The organism is Ramlibacter sp. PS3R-8 (genome assembly GCF_037572435.1).
Taxonomy (GTDB): Bacteria; Pseudomonadota; Gammaproteobacteria; order Burkholderiales; family Burkholderiaceae_C; genus Ramlibacter.
On record NZ_JBBHGT010000001.1, the window covers coordinates 914,902 to 931,828 of the forward strand.

The window sequence follows — 16,927 nt, forward strand, 5'->3', positions numbered from 1 at the left end:
TTTAGCCGCTGAGCGCTCCTCCGTACATCCCGCGCTATAATCCAAGGCTTTCCCGGAAAGTACGCCAGATGTCCTGGCGCGGCTGCCGGAGCTGACGAGGACACCATGAAAGAAGGCATTCACCCCAACTACCGAGACGTCTGCTTCCAGGACCTCTCGAACGGTTTCAAGTTCGTCACGCGTTCCTGCGTGCCGGCGCGGGACAAGATCACCATGGAAGACGGCCGCGAGCTGCCGCTCTTCAAGCTGGACACGTCCAGCGAGTCGCACCCGTTCTACACGGGCACCCAGAAGTCCGTGAACGACATGGGCGGCCGGGTCGACAAGTTCTTCAAGAAATTCGGCAAGACCGCCGGCAAGTAAGCCCGCGGCCCACCCAGGAAAAGGCAGCTTTACGCTGCCTTTTTTCTTGGCATCGGACCCTGTGACACACTCGCGCGCGTGAACCAGCCCACTCCCGCCATCGTCGCCCAGAGCGCCGTGCGCCGCCTCCCCCGGCTGGCCCTGCTGCTGTTCTGCGCGGCGTACGTGCTGCCCGGCTTCGTCGGCCGGGAGCCATGGAAGAACGCGGACATCATGGCGCTGGGCTACATGCTGGAACTCGCCCATGGCCGGGCCGAGTGGCTGGCGCCCGAGTTGCTGGGCCAGCCCCCCGAATTCGATGCGCTGCTGCCTTACTGGCTGGGGGCCTGGGCGATCCGCCTCGCCCCGGCCTGGCTGGCGCCCGACTTCGCCGCCCGCATCCCCTTCATCGCGCTGCTGGTGCTCACGCTGCTGGCCACCTGGTACGGCGCGTACTACCTGGCGCGCACGCCGCGGGCGCAGCCGGTGCCCTTCGCCTTCGGCGGCGAGGCGCTGCCGACCGACTACGCCCGGGCCATCGCCGACGGCGCCCTGCTGGCGCTGATTGCCTGCCTGGGGCTGGCGCAGCTCTCGCACGAGACCACGCCCGCCCTCGCCCAGCTCGGATTCACCGCCCTCACCTTCTATGGAATGGCGGCCCTGCCCTACCGGCTGGCAGGGCCGATCGTGGCCATCGCCGCGGGCCTGGTGGGCCTGGGCCTCAGCGGCGCACCCGCGATGGCGGCCCTCTTCGCGATGGGCGGCGCCGTGCTGCACACGACGGACGCGCCGGACGACGGCGCCAGCGACCTGCGAGGCAGCCGCGGCACCGCCATCGTGGTGGCGCTGGCCCTGCTGGCCGCGGTGGTGGCCCTGTCGCTGGACATGTGGCAATGGCGGCTGACGCCCACCGCCTTCGACTCGCCGCGTGAATGGCGGTCGGTGGCGCGCCTGCTGGTCTGGTTCACCTGGCCGGCCTGGCCGCTGGCCCTGTGGACGGTGTGGCGCTGGCGCCGCCAGCTCGGGCACCGGCACGTGGCGTTGCCGCTGTGGTTCGCCCTCGTGTCGCTGGGCACCGCGATCCTGTCACCCAATTCCGACCGCGCGCTGCTGCTGAGCCTGCCGCCGCTCGCCGCGCTGGCCGCCTTCGCATTGCCGACCTTCCAGCGCAGCGCCTCGGCGCTGATCGACTGGTTCACGCTGCTGTTCTTCAGCGGCTGCGCACTGGTGATCTGGGTGATCTGGATCTCGCTGCAGACCGGCGTGCCGGCCAAGCCCGCGGCCAACGTCGTCAAGCTGGCGCCCGGCTTCTCGCCCAGCTTCTCCCTGCTCCCCTTCGTCGTGGCGCTGGTGGCCACCATCGCCTGGATCTCGCTCGTGCGCTGGCGGACCAAGCGCAGCCGCCATGCGATCTGGAAAAGCATGGTGCTGCCGGCCGCCGGCGCGGCGCTGGGCTGGCTGTTGATCATGACCCTGTGGTTGCCGGCGCTGGACTACGCGCGCAGCTATGCGCCGGTGGTGCAGGTGCTCAAGCAACGCATGGACGCGGCCGGGTGCGTGGAGGTGTTCGGCCTGACGCGCGCGCAGATCGCCGCCCTGCGCTTCCACGGCGAGATGGACCTTCGCATGGCCGCCACGCCCGGCACCTGCCCCTGGCTGGTGGCCGCGGAGGACCTGCAGAGTTCGGTGTCGCTGGCGTTCGACGCGCGCCGCTGGAGACTGGTGGCCAAGATTCCGCGGCCCACAGACAAGCGCGACAACCTGCTGCTGTACCGCAGAAGTTGAGCGAACGCGGCATCATCGCGCGCCACGCGGGCACCGTGCTGGCCGGCCAACTGGCCACCATGGCGTTCGGCGTGACCGACACCATCGTGGCCGGCCGCTATTCGCAGCAGGCCCTGGCCGCGCTGTCGGTCGGCTCCGCCGTGTACATCACCGTGTTCGTGGCGCTGATGGGGGTGCTGCAGGCGCTGCTGCCCACGTGGGCGGAGCTGCATGGCGCCGGCCGGCACCAGGACGTCGGCCGCTCGGTGCGGCAGGCGGTCTACCTGGCCGTGCTGGCGGCCGTCGCCGGCGTGTTCGGCCTGCTGTTCCCCAACGCGCTGCTGCACGCCACCCAGGTGCCCGAGGCCTTGCAGGACGACGTGCGCCAGTACCTGGGCGTGCTCGCGCTGGCCCTGCCCCCGGCGCTGCTGTTCCGGCTGTACAGCACGCTGAACCAGAGCCTGGGCAAGCCGCAGCTGGTGACCTGGCTGCAACTGGCGTCGCTGGTGGTCAAGGTGCCGTTGACGATCTGGTTCGTCTTCGGCGGCGCCGGGCTGCCCGCGATGGGCGCCGTGGGCTGCGCCTGGGCCACCGTGATGGTGAACTGGCTGTTCCTGGGCATGGCGACCTGGTTGCTGCGCACCGATCCGCTCTATCGCCCCTACGCGATCTGGCGCGCGCTGGAGCGCCCGCACTGGCCCACCATCGGGCAGTTCGCGCGGCTGGGCGTCCCGGGGGGACTGGCGATCATGGTGGAGGTCACCTCCTTCACGCTGATGGCGCTGTTCATCGCACGCCAGGGCACGCTGTCGGCGGCCGCGCACCAGGTGGCGTCGAACCTCGCCGCGGTGATGTACATGGTGCCGCTGTCCATCGCCATCGCCACCAGCGCGCGCGTGAGCTTCTGGCTCGGCGCCGGCGACCCGCGGCGGGCGCGCGCGGCCATCCGCACCGGCTTTCGCATGGGCCTGTCCATGGCCCTGGTGCTGTCCGGCGCCGTGCTGGTCGCGCGCGACGGCATCGCCGCCATCTACTCGGCCGACCGCGAAGTCGCCGCACTCGCCACCGGGCTGCTGGGCTGGCTGGCCGCCTACCACCTGGGCGACGCAGTGCAGGCGCTGTGCGTGTTCGTGCTGCGCTGCTACCGCGTGGCGGTGGCGCCGCTGCTGGCGTATTGCTTGCTGCTCTGGGGCGTGGGTGTCGTCGGCGGCTACCACCTCGCCTACCGCGGCATCGGCCCGTGGGCCGCGCAGCAGAGCCCGGCCGCCTTCTGGATCGCCAGCAGTTTCGCGCTGGCGCTGCTGGCCGTCATCCTGCCGTTGATTCTCTGGCGGGCCGTGCGGCGGTATCGGCCGGCGTAGCGTCCAATGGCCGCACGCGCGCGGACGGCAGGACGATGGTGAACGTGGACCCCACGCCGGGGGTGCTCTCCAGCTTGAGCTCGCCGCCGTGCCTTTGCACCACGTGCTTGACGATCGCCAGGCCGAGGCCGGTGCCCCCGGTTTCGCGCGAGCGGCTGCGGTCGACGCGGTAGAAGCGTTCGGTCAGCCGCGGCAGGTGTTCCGCGGGAATGCCGGGCCCCGTGTCTCGCACGGAGAGCTCCCAGCGGCCGGCATCGCCGGCGCGCAGGGACGCCTGGATGCTGCCGCCGGTGGGCGTGTAGCGCACGGCATTGGTGACCAGGTTGGAGAACGCGCTTTGCAGCTCGCTGGGCGAGCCACCCAGCGCCACCGGCGGCGCCGCATCGACGTGAATGTCCAGGTCCTTGCCGAGCGCGCCGGCCAGCGAACGCGCCTCCTGTTCGCATTGCGAGAGGAACGCCGCGGCCGGGGTCCACTCGCCCTGCCCCGGCAGCGGGCTGCCCTCCAGCCGCGACAGCGTGAGCAGGTCGCTTACGAGGGTCTGCATGCGCTGCGCCTGCTGCGCCATCATGTGCAGGTAGCGATCCCGCTCTTGCTTGGGCAGTTCCAGGGATTGCAGGGTTTCGACGAATCCGCTCAACACCGTCAGCGGCGTGCGGATCTCGTGCGAGACGTTGGCGACGAAGTCGCGCCGCATCACCTCGGCCTGCTCCACCGCCGTGACGTCGCGGGACAGCAGCAGCAGGCGCCCTTCCCCATACGGGTGCAGGTGCAGCGACAGCTTGCGCTGGCTGGCAGCCGTGCTGCCGGGCGCGGGGATGACGACATCGTGGGCGTAGCTTCCCGCGTGATAGAAAACGCTGAAGGCCGGATCGCGCAACAGGTGCACCACGTGCTGCTGCAGGTCGCGCGCCGGATCGAGCCCGAAGTGCCCGGCCGCGGTCTGGTTGCACCATTCGATGCGGCCCTGCGGGTCGAGCAGCACGACGCCGTTCGGCGAGGTGCGGATGGCATCGAGGAAGGCCTCCAGCCGGCGCTCGGCGTCCTCCTTCTGCTCCTCGCGCAGCGCCAGCGAGCGGCGCATGCGGTGGGCCGCTTCGCCCCACCAGCCGCCCGCATTGGGCGCGCCGCGCAGCTGACCCGCGCGCAACCAGCGCAGTACGCGGGTGGCCTGGTAGCTCTCGATGGTGAACCACAGCACCGCTGCTGCGCTCACTCCGAGCAGGGCCCCCACAGCCCCATGCAGCAACCATCCCGCCATCGCGCCGCCTGCGAGCAGCAGGACAAAGAGCGACAGGCGTGCGGTCATCCCGCCATCATGCCGCTTCGCGCCCGCCGGCCGGCTGCGCGGTGATGCGATAGCCCGCGCCGCGCACCGTCTCCACCAAGGCCCCGCCGCCGCCGAGGGACTCGCGCAGCCGCTTCACGTGCACGTCGACGGTCCGTTCTTCCAGGAACACGTGGTCGCCCCACACCTTGTCCAGCAATTGCTGGCGGCTGTGGACACGTTCGGGGTGCCTCAGCAGGAAGCGCAGCAGCTTGAACTCGGTAGGACCGACCTTCACCGGCCGGCCCTGCCAGGTCACGCGATGGGCCGCGCCATCCAGCACGATGCCGCCGAGCGTGATGGTTTCGTCGGTCTTCTCCGGCGCGCGCCGGCGCAGTACGGCGCGGATGCGCGCCAGCAGTTCCTGCGTGGAAAAAGGCTTGGTGATGTAGTCGTCGGCGCCGGCGTCGAGCCCGGCCACCTTGTCCGGCTCGTCCCCACGCGCGGTGAGCATCAGGATGGGGACGGACCGGGTGCGCGCGTCGCTGCGCCAGCGGCGCGCCAGGTCCAGGCCGCTCTGGCCGGGCAGCATCCAGTCCAGCAGGATGGCGTCCGGCAGCACCGCGTCGATCTCGCGCTGTGCGGCATCGCCGTCCTCCGCCCACGTCGGCGCCAGGCCGTTGTGGCGCAGGTTGACGGAGATGAGTTCGGCGATGGCCGGCTCGTCTTCCACGATCAGGATGCGGGGCTGGGTCCTCATTGCGCTACTTCAGTGTGGATTCGATGTGCTCCATGGAGCTGTGACGCACGTCGGCTCCCTTGACCACGTAGATGATGAACTCCGCGATGTTGGTGGCGTGGTCGCCGATGCGCTCGATCGCCTTGGCCACGAACAGCAGGTCCAGGCTGCTCGAGATGGTGCGAGGGTCCTCCATCATGTACGTGATCAGCTTGCGCACGAAGCCGTCGAACTCCTTGTCCAGGAGGTGGTCCCCCTTCATGATCGCCAGCGCCGCCGCCGTGTCCAGGCGGGCAAAGGCGTCCAGAACCTTGCGCAGCTGCGCCGACGCCAGGTCCGCGGCCACCTGCAGCTCGCTGGCCGGCAGCGCGCGCACGGCGCCGCCCTTGTCCACGATGGACAGTACCATGCGGGCGATCCGGCGCGCCTCGTCGCCCACGCGTTCCAGGTTGGCGGTGGTCTTGGAGATGGCCATCAGCAGGCGCAGGTCACGTGCGGTCGGCTGGCGGCGGGCGATCACCGACGACAGTTCGCGGTCGATCTCGACTTCCATCTGGTTGACGCGGTCCTCCGTCTCGATCACCTGGCGGGCGACGTCCGCGTTGAACGCGCCGATGGCATAGGTCGCCTGCCGGATCTGGGACTCGACCAGCCCGCCCATTTCCATGACGCGCGAGGAGAGGGAATTCAGCTCGCTGTCGAACTGCGTGGAGAGGTGCTTGTCCGCCATGTGGGTGCTCCCGTTCAGCCGAAGCGGCCGGTGATGTAGTCCTCGGTCTCCTGGCGCTTGGGCTTGAAGAAGATCTGCTCCGTGTCGCCCACTTCCACCAGGTCGCCCAGGTACATGTAGGCCGTGTAGTCGGACACGCGCGCCGCCTGCTGCATGTTGTGCGTGACGATCACCACGGTGTAATCCTTCTTCAGCTCGATGATCAGCTCCTCGATCTTGCCGGTGGAGATGGGGTCGAGCGCCGAGCAGGGTTCATCCAGCAGCAGCACCTCCGGCTTGATGGCGATGCCGCGGGCGATGCACAGCCGCTGCTGCTGGCCGCCGGACAGGCCGGAGCCGCTCTGGCGCAGCTTGTCCTTGACCTCGTCCCACAGCGCCGCCTTGCGCAGCGCCCATTCGACGCGGTCGTCCATGTCGGCGTCGCCGACCGTTTCGAACAAGCGCACGCCGAAGGCGATGTTGTCGTGGATGGACATGGGGAACGGCGTCGGCTTCTGGAACACCATGCCGATCTTGGCGCGGATCAGCGCGACGTCCTGCTTCGACTTCAGCAGGTTCACGCCGTCCAGCACGATCTCACCCTCCGCCCGCTGGTCGGGATAGAGCTCGTACATCCGGTTGAAGCAGCGCAGCAGCGTCGACTTGCCGCAGCCGGAAGGGCCGATGAAGGCCGTGACCTTGTTCTCCGGGATGTCCAGGTTGATGGACTTCAACGCGTGGAACTTGCCGTAGTAGAAGTTCAGGTTGCGCACGGCCAGCTTGGCGCGCACGCGATCGGGAGCCATTGTTGCGTCCATGGGGTTCAGATCCGCGCGCGGGTGACGATGCGCGCCACGATGTTCAGGCCGAGCACGGCCATGGTGATGATGAAGACGCCCGCCCACGCGAGCTGTTGCCAGTTCTCGTAAGGGCTCATGGCGAACTTGAAGATGGTGACCGGCAGGCTGGCCGTCGGCTCGGCCAGGCTGGAAGTGAAGAACTGGTTGTTCAGCGCGGTGAACAGCAGCGGCGCCGTCTCGCCCGCGATGCGCGCGACCGCCAGCAGCACGCCGGTGACGACGCCGGCGCGGGCGGCCCGCAGCGTGATCTTCAGGATCACCTGCCACTTGGGCGCGCCCAGCGCGTAGGCCGCCTCGCGCAGCGCCGAAGGCACCAGCAGCAGCATGTTCTCCGTCGTGCGGATCACGATCGGAATGACGATCAGCGCCAGCGCGATGACGCCGGCCCAGCCCGAAAATTGCTTGAACCGGGCAACCACCACCGCGTAGACGAACAGCCCGATCACGATCGACGGCGCGGACAGCAGGATGTCGTTGACGAAGCGGGTCGTGTTGCCCAGCCACCCCTTGGCGTCGTACTCGGCCAGGTAGATGCCGGCCATGACGCCGACCGGCGTGCCGATGAAGGTGGCCAGCAGCACCATCATCAGCGAGCCCCACATCGCATTCAACAATCCACCGGTCTCGTTCGGCGGCGGCGTCATCTGGCTGAGCGTGGCCCAGGTGAGACCGGCAAAGCCCAGGCGCACCGTTTCCCACAGGATCCAGATCAGCCAGAAGACCCCGAACGCCATGGCCGCCAGCGACAGGGCCAGCGCCACGCGATTGGTGCGCTTACGCGCCATGTAGCGCAGTTCCCGCGCCTCGGCCGAGTCGGCCGCGCGAATCAAGCGCTCAGCGGTTCTCATGTCACGGTCCCCTCGGCACGGCGCAGGCGCGCCAGCAGCACCTTGGACAGCGACAGCACCACGAAGGTGATGAAGAACAGCACCAGCCCCAGGTAGATCAGCGCCGCCTGGTGCAGGCCTTCGGCCGCCTCGGCGAACTCGTTGGCCAGCGCCGACGTGATGCTGTTCGCCGGGGCGAACAGGCTGAAGGTGTCGAGCTGGTTGAAGTTGCCGATGACGAAGGTCACGGCCATGGTTTCGCCCAGCGCACGGCCCAGGCCGAGCATGATGCCGCCGATCACGCCGCCCTTGGTATAGGGCAGCACCACCTTGTAGACGACTTCCCAGGTGGTGGAGCCGAGCGCATAGGCCGACTCCTTGAGCATCGGCGGCGTGACGTCGAACACGTCGCGCATCACGGCGGCGATGAAGGGAATGATCATGATCGCCAGGATGATTCCGGCCGCCAGGATGCCGATGCCCACCGGCGGACCGGCGAACAGCGGCCCGAGCAGCGGCACGTTGACGAACAACGCCTGCAGCGGTTGCTGCACGAAGGTGGCCAGCATCGGGCCGAAGACGAGCAGGCCCCACATGCCATAGACGATCGATGGCACGGCAGCCAGCAATTCGATCGCGGTGCCGAGGGGTCGCTTCAACCAGGTCGGCGACAGTTCGGTCAGGAAGACTGCGATGCCGAAACTGACCGGCACCGCAATCACCAGTGCGATGATCGAAGTGGCCAGCGTGCCGATGATCATCGCCGCGCCACCGAATTCGCCGGCCACCGGGTCCCACACGCTGTTGGTCAGGAAGCCGAAGCCGTACTTGTCCATCGCCGGCTTGGCGCCGATGAACAAGGAAACCAGGATGCCGATCAGCAGCGCCAGGGTGAGCAGCGCCGCCATGCGGGCCAGCAAGCCGAACAGCCTGTCCAGCACCGGACCGATGTTGAATCGGCCCCGGGCGGGCGACAGGCTCATGCGGGTCGGCGAGAGCGTGCGCAAAGGCTTACTTGAAAACAACCGTCTTGCCCGAGCCATCCTTCAACTCGGTCGTCCACAGCTTCTCGACCTGCGTCTTCACCGCGGCCGGCATCGGCACGTAGTCCAGGTCGTCGGCGGTCTTGTCGCCGTTCTTGTAGGCCCAGTCGAAGAACTTCAACGCGGCAGCGGCCTCGGCGGGCTTGTCCTGCACCTTGTGCATCAGGATGAAAGTGGCGCCCGTCAGCGGCCAGGACTGCGCGCCCGGCTGGTGGGTCAGGATCTGGTAGAAGCTCTTCGACCACTCGGCGCCCGCGGCGGCGGCCTTGAAGGCGGTGTCTTCCGGCGCCACGAACTGGCCGGCGGCGTTCTGCATCAGTGTGTACGTCATCTTGTTCTGCTTGACGTACGCGTACTCGACGTAGCCGATGGAGTTGGGCAGGCGGCCCACGAAAGCGGCGACGCCCTCGTTGCCCTTGCCGCCGGCGCCGGTGGGCCAGTTGACGGCGGTGCCTTCGCCCACCTTGGCCTTCCAGTCCGCGTTCACCTTGGACAGATAGTTGGTGAATAGGAAGCTGGTGCCGGAGCCATCGGCGCGCCGCACCGGCGCGATGGCCGCGTCGGGCAGCGCCAGCGACGGGTTCAGTGCCTTCAGCGCGGCGTCGTTCCAGTGCGTGATCTTGCCCAGGTAGATGTCACCGAGGACCTGGCCGTTCAGGCGCAGCTGGCCGGGGGCGATGCCCTTGATGTTGACCACCGGGACCACCCCGCCGATCACCACGGGAAACTGGATCTGACCCTTCTTCGCGAGTTCGTCATCCTGGAGCGGCATGTCGGTCGCTCCGAACGCCACCGTCCTGGCGTCGATCTGGCGGATGCCCGCGCCGGAGCCGACCGACTGGTAGTTGATCCGCACGCCGGTGGCCTTGTTGTAGTCGGAGGCCCACTTGGCGTACAACGGCGCCGGGAAGGTGGCGCCGGCGCCCGTGACGTCCTGGGCGGCGGCGATGCCCGCGAAGGCGAAGGCAGCGAATGCCGCGGTGGTGCGGAGGGGAAAGTTCATGCGTTCCTCTGGGGGGTTGAAGACATCTTGCGGAGGACTCTAGGCGGCCTTCGTGACAGCCGCGTGACATCCCTGTCATGCATCCGTCATGCGCGGAGCGCAGAATCGGATGCCCCATGGAACACCAGCCCCTGCGCATCCTTTTCCTCTGCACGCACAACTCGGCGCGCAGCATCCTGGCCGAGGCTTTGCTGAACCACCTCGCGGGCGGCAGGTTCATCGCGTTCTCGGCCGGCAGTTCGCCGCGCGAGAACCAGCACCCGAATCCGCTGGCGCTGCGCGTGCTGCGAATGGCCGGCGTTCCGACCGACGGGCTGCGCAGCAAGAGCTGGGACGAGTTCGCTGCTGCAGGCGCGCCGCGCATGGACCTGGTGATCACCGTGTGCGACAACGCTGCCGGTGAGCCCTGCCCTTATTGGCCGGGTGGCCCTGCCACCGCGCACTGGGGGTATGCGGATCCGTCCGGGCAGGCTGGCACCGAGGAAGACCGCCTGGAGGCCTTTCGGCGCACCCTGGACGCGATCCGGCAGCGTCTCCAGGCCATGCTGGCCCTGCCGCCGGACCGGCTGGAGCGCGCGAATCTGCAGAGTGCCGCGCGAGAACTGGCCTCCCGATGAAACTGGGCCGGGCCGCCTGCGCCGAATTCCTGGGGACCGCCGGCCTTCTGGCGGCGGTGATCGGCTCCGGAATCATGGGGGAACGCCTGGCGGGCGGCAACGACGCGATCGCCCTGCTCGCCAACACGCTGGCGACGGTGTTCGCGCTGTTCGTGCTGATCGAAACGCTCGGGCCGGTGAGTGGCGCGCACTTCAATCCGGTGGTCACGATCGTGCTCGCCGTACGGCAGCCGACCGCGCAAGTGCGCCGCCGCGTGCTGGTGCCGGTGTTCATCCTGGCGCAGCTGCTCGGCGCTGTGGCGGGTGCGTGGCTCGCGCACGCGATGTTCGGGCTGGACGTGCTGCAGGCCAGCACGAAAGTGCGCGCCGGGCCGGCGCAATGGCTCGCCGAGGTCGTCGCCACGGCCGGCCTGCTGCTCGTCATCCTGAGGGCGCCCGCAGGCAAGGGCTCGGCCCTGGTGGCCTGCTACATTGGGGCGGCCTACTGGTTCACGGCCAGCACCGCCTTTGCCAATCCCGCGGCGGTGCTGGGGCGGATGGCCAGCGATTCCTTCGCGGGCATCGCACCCGAAAGCGCGCCCGGCTTCGTTCTGGCGCAGTGCGTGGGGGCGGCCGCCGGCTACTGGCTCGCACGATGCCTGGGCGACCGGAGGACGGACGACTAGCCGCGTCGTGCCACGCCGTCGCCAGGCACTTGCCATCGCTACGAATCCGCCGTTCCTCCGCTGCGCTCTTTCGACTCACCGGGAAGACGACATGATCGACGACGAGAACTGCAACACCAGCGCCAACCGCTCCCTGCTGGACGTGCTCGATGCACGCCTTTCGCGCCGCAACGCCATGCGCGTCGGCCTGGGCACCGCCGGCGCCGCCGTGCTGACCGCCTGCGGAGGCGGCGGCGTCGCGGCGGCCGACGACGCACCCGCGTCCGACCGTTCGCTGCGATTGAGCTTCGAGGCGGTGGCCAAGAACACCGCCGACCGCGTGACCGTCCCTGCCGGCTACACCGCCGAGGTGCTTTATGCGAAGGGTGATCCGCTGGACGACGCCACGCCGGAGTTCCGCAACGACGGCAGCGACACCGGCTTCGAGATGCGAGCCGGCGACCACCACGACGGCATGGAGTTCTACGGCCTGGACCCTGGCGGCACGCGCCCCGACCGCTCCGGTTCGACGCGCGGCATCCTGGCGGTGAACCACGAGGCTTTCAACGACCAGTTCCTGCATCCTGCGGGCGCCACGCCGAACCCCCGACCCGTGGCCGAAGCCGACAAGGAAATCCCCGCGGTCGGCCTGTCCTTCGTGGAAGTGCGCCAGAGAGGCCGCGGCTTCGAATACGTCCGCACGTCCGATTACAACCGCCGGGTGACGCCGCTCACACCCATGCGCATCCACGGTCCGGCGCGCGGATCGGCGCTGATGAAGACGAAGTTCTCCGCTGCCGGCACCGACTGCCGCGGCACCATCAACAACTGCGGCACGGGCACCACGCCCTGGGGCACCTTCCTCACGGGCGAGGAAAACTGGGCCGGCTACTTCGCGCGCTCGGCCACCGACAACACACCGCGCGGCGGATCCACGGCGAACAGCGTGGTGTCCCTGAACCGCTATGGATGCACGCAAGGCTCGACCAGCCGCCACGGGTGGGAGACGGCGGGTGCCGGCGACCGCTTCGCGCGCTGGAACATCAGCCAGACCGGCGCCAGTGCCGACGGCACCGATGACTACCGCAACGAGCTCAACACCTTCGGCTGGATCGTGGAGGCCGACCCGTACGACGGCACCCAGGCACTGCGCAAGCGCACTGCGCTGGGCCGCTTCGCGCACGAGAGCGCCGCCTTCGGCATCCCGGTTGCCGGACGTCCGCTGGCGGTCTACATGGGCGACGACTCGCGCGGCGAGTACATCTACAAGTTCGTCTCCGAGGCCGGCTGGAGGGCCGACGACGCAACGCCGGCAAACCGCCTGACCACCGGCGACAGGTACCTGGACGCGGGCAAGCTGTTCGTGGCGCAGTTCGACGAGGATGGCTCGGGTCGCTGGATCGAACTGTCCATCGCCAATGCGGCGATCGCCGGTTACGCCGCGTACCGCTTCGCCGACCAGGCCGACGTGCTGGTCAACGCACGCCTGGCCGCCGACGCGGTGGGCGCGACGAAGATGGACCGGCCGGAGTGGTGTGCCGTGCACCCGGTCAGCGGCGAGATCTACTACACCCTCACGCACAACAACAACCGCAAGGTGACACCCGTCGGTTCGACGCAAATGGCAGTGGACTCGGCGAACCCGCGGTCCTACACCGACGCACCGACCGCGGCGACCTCGCCAGGCAACGTCAATGGCCATATCGTTCGCCTGAAGGAATCGGGTGGCGATGGCGCTGCCACCGTCTTCACCTGGGACATCTACCTGTTCGGCGCGGAGTCGGGCGCCGACGCCGGCAAGGTGAACCTGTCCCGCCTGACGGCGGACCAGGATTTCTCCAGCCCCGACGGGCTGTGGTTCAGCCCCAAGACCGGCACCCTGTTCATCCGGACCGATGACGGCGCGTACGAGGACGTCACCAACTGCATGATGCTGCTCGGGCGGCCCGGCCAGGTGGGAGACGGGGCGCCGGAGGTGCTGCAGTACACCAAGGCCGACGGCAGCACGGTCAGAGTACAGACCCACGTGGGCGCCATCCCGACGCCTGACACCTTGCGCCGCTTCCTGGTCGGCCCGGTGGGTTGCGAGATCACCGGCACCTGCGAAACCCCCGACGGCCGTGCCCTCTTTGTGAACATCCAGCACCCCGGCAAGGGCATCCGCCGCGGGGCCTCGACCGATCCGGCGAGCGACCTCAGCCACTGGCCGGGCAACGCCGGCTACGGTGCGGGCGGCGCGACCGCCCGACCGAGGTCGGCGACGATCGTCATCACCCGCGACGACGGTGGCCGCATCGGGGTGGACGGCGACCAGGTCCTGAACGACCTGTGAAGCGCGCGGCGGCCAGGAGCGTCAGAAACGCACGCCCGCCGAGAAGCGCAACCGGTCCGGCAGCCCGATGGTGCGGTCCGGCGTGTCGTAGGAGACGCGCAGGTAGGAACGGGTCCAGTCGTAGCGCACCGCCAGCCCCAGGCGCTCCTGGCCGAGCTGGCGCGTGACGTGCATGGACAGGGCGTCACCCGCGCGGAAGCGAAAGCCGCCGCCGAGGCTGAGCACCTCGCTGTCCAGGCTGCGGCCGACCCCGACGCGGGCGAACCAGGAGCGGCCCGCTTCCAGCGACAGGCCGTTGCCGTCGCTGGAACGCGCCCCCGCCAGGCGCACCGGGCCCAGCTCGAACAGCGGGTGCTCCGGCGTGAACTCCGGCGCCGACAACAACGATGGCACCGTCAGGTCGTAATTCGCGGAGACCGGCTGCGCGTGCACGGCAGCTGCAGCGGCCAGCACCAGGCCGGCCGTGAAAGCCTTCTTGACACAGCGGATCGGGTAGCTCATGGGCCCAATTTAGACGTTTACCGTAGCCCATGCACAGTGCCGTTTTCCTTCTGTGGTCGTTGCGCGACGAGCCGTCGCGGGGGCACCACCAGCGGTCGGCGACCGTCCCGGGCCAGTTGCCGGAATGCCACGCCTGGGTAACTGCGCGTTACACGGGTTCCAGGGCTTTGTGGGGCGTTGGCGGCAGATGAGCCTGGATCGCATCCTGGGGCCGCACGATGCCGCCGCGGCGCACCACCGCCATCACACCGGCCTTGCGCACCAGATGCCCTTGTGCATCGCGATCGAGCACGGCGGCCATCAACCCGCGCTGGAACCGGTCGATCTGGCTGCAGGGGTTGCGCAAGCCAGTGACTTCCACTTGCGCGGTGTCCCCGAGTTGCAGCACGGTGCCCGCCGGCAAGGCCAGCAGGTCGATGCCGCGGGTGGTCACGTTTTCCCCCAGGTCGCCGGCAAACACCGGATGGTCCCGGGCAATGAGTTCGTCGAAGAGTTCGGACTGCAGGAGGTGCACCTGGCGCAAGTTGGGCGCCGCCGGATCGCGCGCCACGCGCGAGCGATGCTTCACGGTCCGGCCGGCGTGGGCGTCACCCTCGACGCCCAGTCCCTCGACCAGGGTGATGGCGTCTTCCGGGTGCTTGCTGAAGTCGTGGCTGCTGCTGCGGTGGACCGCGAGGACCCGACCCGTCATCCTGCCCGCACCACGTCCGCCAGCCGCTCCGCGCCCTGGCGGGCCGCCTGTTCATCGCTGGCTTCGACCATCACGCGCAGCACCGGCTCGGTCCCGCTGGCGCGGATCAGCACCCGTCCGTTGCCCGCCAGCTCCCGCTCCAGCTTCTCGGTCTCGACGGGCAGCTTCGCATTCTTCTTCCAGTCCTGGCCCGGTTGCAGCCGCACGTTGATCAACGTCTGCGGGAACAGGGTCACGCCCTCCAGCAACTGCGCCATCGTCCTGCCGCTGCGGGCGCAGGCGTTCAGCACCTGCAGCGCGCTGATCAGGCCGTCGCCGGTGGTGTGCTTGTCCAGGCAAAGCAGGTGGCCCGAGCCCTCGCCGCCGAGCAGCCAGCCGCGCTTTTCCAGTTCCTCCAGCACGTAGCGGTCACCGACCTTGGCGCGCACGAACTGCACGTCCTGCCGCTTCAAGGCCACTTCGACGGCCATGTTCGTCATCAGCGTCCCGACGGCGCCGGGCACGCGCTGGCCCTGGGCCAGGCGGTCCATCACGATCAGGTACAACAGCTCGTCGCCGTTGAACAGCCGGCCTTGCGCGTCCACCATCTGCAGGCGGTCGGCGTCGCCATCGAGCGCGATGCCGAAGTCCGCCCGGTTGGCGTGCACGGCGGCGACCAGCGCCTCCGGGTGCGTGGCCCCGACGTTGTCGTTGATGTTCAGGCCGTCGGGCGAGCAGCCGATGCAGAACGTTTCCGCGCCGAGTTCGTGGAACACCTTGGGCGCGATGTGGTACGCGGCGCCGTGCGCCGAGTCCACGGCGATCTTCATGCCCTTCAACGTCAGCTCGTGGGCAAACGTGCTCTTGCAGAATTCGATGTAGCGGCCCGCCGCATCGTCCAGGCGCCGCGCGCGCCCCAGCGAAGGCGAGTCCGCCCACTGCGGCGGCTCCTTCAGCGCAGCCTCCACGTCCAGCTCCCACTGGTCCGGCAGCTTGGTGCCGTGGGCGCTGAAGAACTTGATGCCGTTGTCGGGGAACGGGTTGTGGCTGGCGCTGATGACGACGCCCAGGCTCGCCCGTTGCGCCCGCGTGAGGTAGGCCACGCCGGGCGTCGGCAGGGGGCCGAGCAGCACGACATCGACGCCGGCGGAGTTGAAGCCGGACTCGAGCGCGCTTTCGAGCATGTAGCCCGAGATGCGGGTGTCCTTGCCGATCAACACCGTCGGTCGGTCCTCGGTGCGCCGCAGGACACGGCCCACGGCGTGCGCGAGACGCAGCACGAAGTCGGGAGTGATGGGGGCTTCGCCCACCGTGCCGCGGATGCCGTCGGTGCCGAAATAGGTTCTGCTCATGTCTTGGTTCCTGCGTGCCCGTCCAGGGCGGATTGCGCGGCGGCCCACACCTTCAGGGCCGCCACCGTCTCGCGCACGTCGTGCACCCGCACGATGCGCGCACCTCGTTCCACCGCCAGCAAGGCCGCCGCCACGCTGGACACCAGCCGCGGGGGCGGCTCGCCCGACACCGTGCCCAGCGAGGACTTGCGCGACCAGCCGGCCAGCAGCGGGAAGCCATCGCCGAGCAGTTCCCGCTGGCGCGCCAGCAAGGCGAAATTCTGTTCCACGGTCTTGCCGAAGCCGATGCCCGCGTCCCAGCAGATGCGGACGCCGGCGACGCCGCGTTCGCGCAGCGCCTGCGTGCGCTCGCGCAGGAACGCCAGCACCTGCGGCACCGCGTCGCCTTCCATGGGCGCGCGCTGCATCGTTTGCGGCTCGCCATGCATGTGCATCAGGCAGACACCGCAGTGCGCATGCCGCGCCACCGCATCGACCGCGCCCGGCTCTCGCAGCGCCCGGATGTCGTTCACGATGTCCACGCCAAGTTCCAGCACCGCGCGCATCACCTCGGGCTTGTACGTGTCCACCGAAATGGGCACGCCCAGGCGCACCGCGTCCTTGACCACCGGCAGCACGCGCGCGAGTTCTTCATCCAGCGGCACGGGCGGCGTCCCCGGACGGCTCGACTCGCCGCCGATGTCGAGGATGTGCGCCCCGTCGCGCACCAGTTGCTCGCAGTGGTCCAGCGCAGCCCGCGAGCTGCCGAAGCTGCCGCCGTCCGAAAAGGAGTCCGGCGTCACGTTGACGATCCCCATCACCCGAGGCTGGGCCAGGTCGATCTGGAACCGCGATGTCTGCCACTGCATGCGGGGATTGTGCGTCAGCACGGCATGAAAAAGGCGCAGAACGGCGCC

At 69.0% G+C, this 16,927-nt stretch carries 17 protein-coding genes; 6 read left to right on the top strand and 11 right to left on the bottom strand.

The window, feature by feature from the left end:
• Positions 1–105 precede the first annotated feature (105 nt).
• The 3 genes from WG902_RS04310 to WG902_RS04320 all read left to right on the top strand — a co-directional run bounded on the left by WG902_RS04310 (position 106) and on the right by WG902_RS04320 (position 3,467).
• Positions 106–363, top strand: a complete 258-nt coding sequence (locus WG902_RS04310) for a type B 50S ribosomal protein L31 (RefSeq protein WP_332824658.1) — start codon at positions 106–108, stop codon at positions 361–363.
• 78 nt (positions 364–441) lie between these two features.
• Positions 442–2,127 (top strand): hypothetical protein, encoded by a 1,686-nt coding sequence (locus tag WG902_RS04315; RefSeq protein WP_340058695.1) that lies wholly within the window; start codon positions 442–444, stop codon positions 2,125–2,127.
• Positions 2,124–3,467, top strand: a complete 1,344-nt coding sequence (locus WG902_RS04320) for an MATE family efflux transporter (protein ID WP_340058696.1) — start codon at positions 2,124–2,126, stop codon at positions 3,465–3,467. The genes WG902_RS04315 and WG902_RS04320 overlap by 4 nt, the downstream gene beginning before the upstream one ends.
• On the opposite strand, the gene phoR is transcribed toward WG902_RS04320, so the two are convergent.
• From phoR to pstS, 7 genes are read right to left on the bottom strand one after another with little or no spacing between them, the layout of a single operon-like run.
• Entirely contained in the window at positions 3,415–4,776 is a 1,362-nt protein-coding gene (gene phoR, locus WG902_RS04325) for a phosphate regulon sensor histidine kinase PhoR (RefSeq protein WP_340058698.1), read from the bottom strand. The two genes, WG902_RS04320 and phoR, sit on opposite strands and share 53 nt — an antisense overlap.
• 7 nt (positions 4,777–4,783) lie before the next feature.
• Positions 4,784–5,494: a phosphate regulon transcriptional regulator PhoB gene (phoB, locus tag WG902_RS04330; protein ID WP_340058699.1), complete on the bottom strand. Its 711-nt coding sequence runs from the start codon at positions 5,492–5,494 to the stop codon at positions 4,784–4,786.
• A 4-nt stretch (positions 5,495–5,498) separates the two neighbouring features.
• Positions 5,499–6,203 (bottom strand): phosphate signaling complex protein PhoU, encoded by a 705-nt coding sequence (phoU, locus tag WG902_RS04335; protein ID WP_340058700.1) that lies wholly within the window; start codon positions 6,201–6,203, stop codon positions 5,499–5,501.
• A gap of 14 nt (positions 6,204–6,217) precedes the next feature.
• Positions 6,218–7,000, bottom strand: coding sequence for a phosphate ABC transporter ATP-binding protein PstB (pstB, locus tag WG902_RS04340; protein WP_340058701.1), 783 nt, complete (start codon positions 6,998–7,000; stop codon positions 6,218–6,220).
• 5 nt (positions 7,001–7,005) lie between these two features.
• A complete protein-coding gene (pstA, locus tag WG902_RS04345; RefSeq protein ID WP_340058702.1) occupies positions 7,006–7,890 on the bottom strand; it encodes a phosphate ABC transporter permease PstA in 885 nt (294 codons plus the stop codon).
• Positions 7,887–8,852: a phosphate ABC transporter permease subunit PstC gene (gene pstC, locus WG902_RS04350; protein WP_340058703.1), complete on the bottom strand. Its 966-nt coding sequence runs from the start codon at positions 8,850–8,852 to the stop codon at positions 7,887–7,889. The genes pstA and pstC overlap by 4 nt, the downstream gene beginning before the upstream one ends.
• A 28-nt stretch (positions 8,853–8,880) precedes the next feature.
• A complete protein-coding gene (gene pstS, locus WG902_RS04355; RefSeq protein ID WP_340058704.1) occupies positions 8,881–9,915 on the bottom strand; it encodes a phosphate ABC transporter substrate-binding protein PstS in 1,035 nt (344 codons plus the stop codon).
• Between the two features lie 116 nt (positions 9,916–10,031).
• Between pstS and WG902_RS04360 the strand changes: the two genes are divergently transcribed.
• The 3 genes from WG902_RS04360 (at position 10,032) to WG902_RS04370 (ending at position 13,508) form a co-directional block, all read left to right on the top strand.
• Positions 10,032–10,532, top strand: a complete 501-nt coding sequence (locus tag WG902_RS04360; protein ID WP_340058705.1) for an arsenate reductase ArsC — start codon at positions 10,032–10,034, stop codon at positions 10,530–10,532.
• Positions 10,529–11,197, top strand: a complete 669-nt coding sequence (locus tag WG902_RS04365) for an MIP/aquaporin family protein (protein ID WP_340058706.1) — start codon at positions 10,529–10,531, stop codon at positions 11,195–11,197. The genes WG902_RS04360 and WG902_RS04365 overlap by 4 nt, the downstream gene beginning before the upstream one ends.
• A 91-nt stretch (positions 11,198–11,288) precedes the next feature.
• Positions 11,289–13,508 (top strand): PhoX family protein, encoded by a 2,220-nt coding sequence (locus WG902_RS04370; protein WP_340058707.1) that lies wholly within the window; start codon positions 11,289–11,291, stop codon positions 13,506–13,508.
• A gap of 21 nt (positions 13,509–13,529) precedes the next feature.
• Here WG902_RS04370 and WG902_RS04375 read toward each other — a convergent pair whose 3' ends face one another.
• From WG902_RS04375 to folP, 4 genes are all read right to left on the bottom strand, one after another.
• Positions 13,530–14,009 carry a hypothetical protein gene (locus WG902_RS04375; RefSeq protein ID WP_340058708.1) on the bottom strand — a complete coding sequence of 160 codons (480 nt, stop codon included), beginning with the start codon at positions 14,007–14,009 and terminating at the stop codon, positions 13,530–13,532.
• Positions 14,010–14,157: 148 nt separating this feature from the next.
• On the bottom strand, positions 14,158–14,700 hold the full coding sequence (locus WG902_RS04380; protein WP_340058709.1) for an MOSC domain-containing protein: 543 nt from the start codon (positions 14,698–14,700) through the stop codon (positions 14,158–14,160).
• Positions 14,697–16,031, bottom strand: a complete 1,335-nt coding sequence (gene glmM / locus WG902_RS04385; RefSeq protein ID WP_340058710.1) for a phosphoglucosamine mutase — start codon at positions 16,029–16,031, stop codon at positions 14,697–14,699. Before glmM ends, WG902_RS04380 begins: the two co-directional genes overlap by 4 nt.
• Complete coding sequence (gene folP / locus WG902_RS04390; RefSeq protein WP_340058711.1) at positions 16,028–16,879, bottom strand: dihydropteroate synthase; 852 nt, start codon at positions 16,877–16,879, stop codon at positions 16,028–16,030. The genes glmM and folP overlap by 4 nt, the downstream gene beginning before the upstream one ends.
• Positions 16,880–16,927 lie beyond the last annotated feature (48 nt).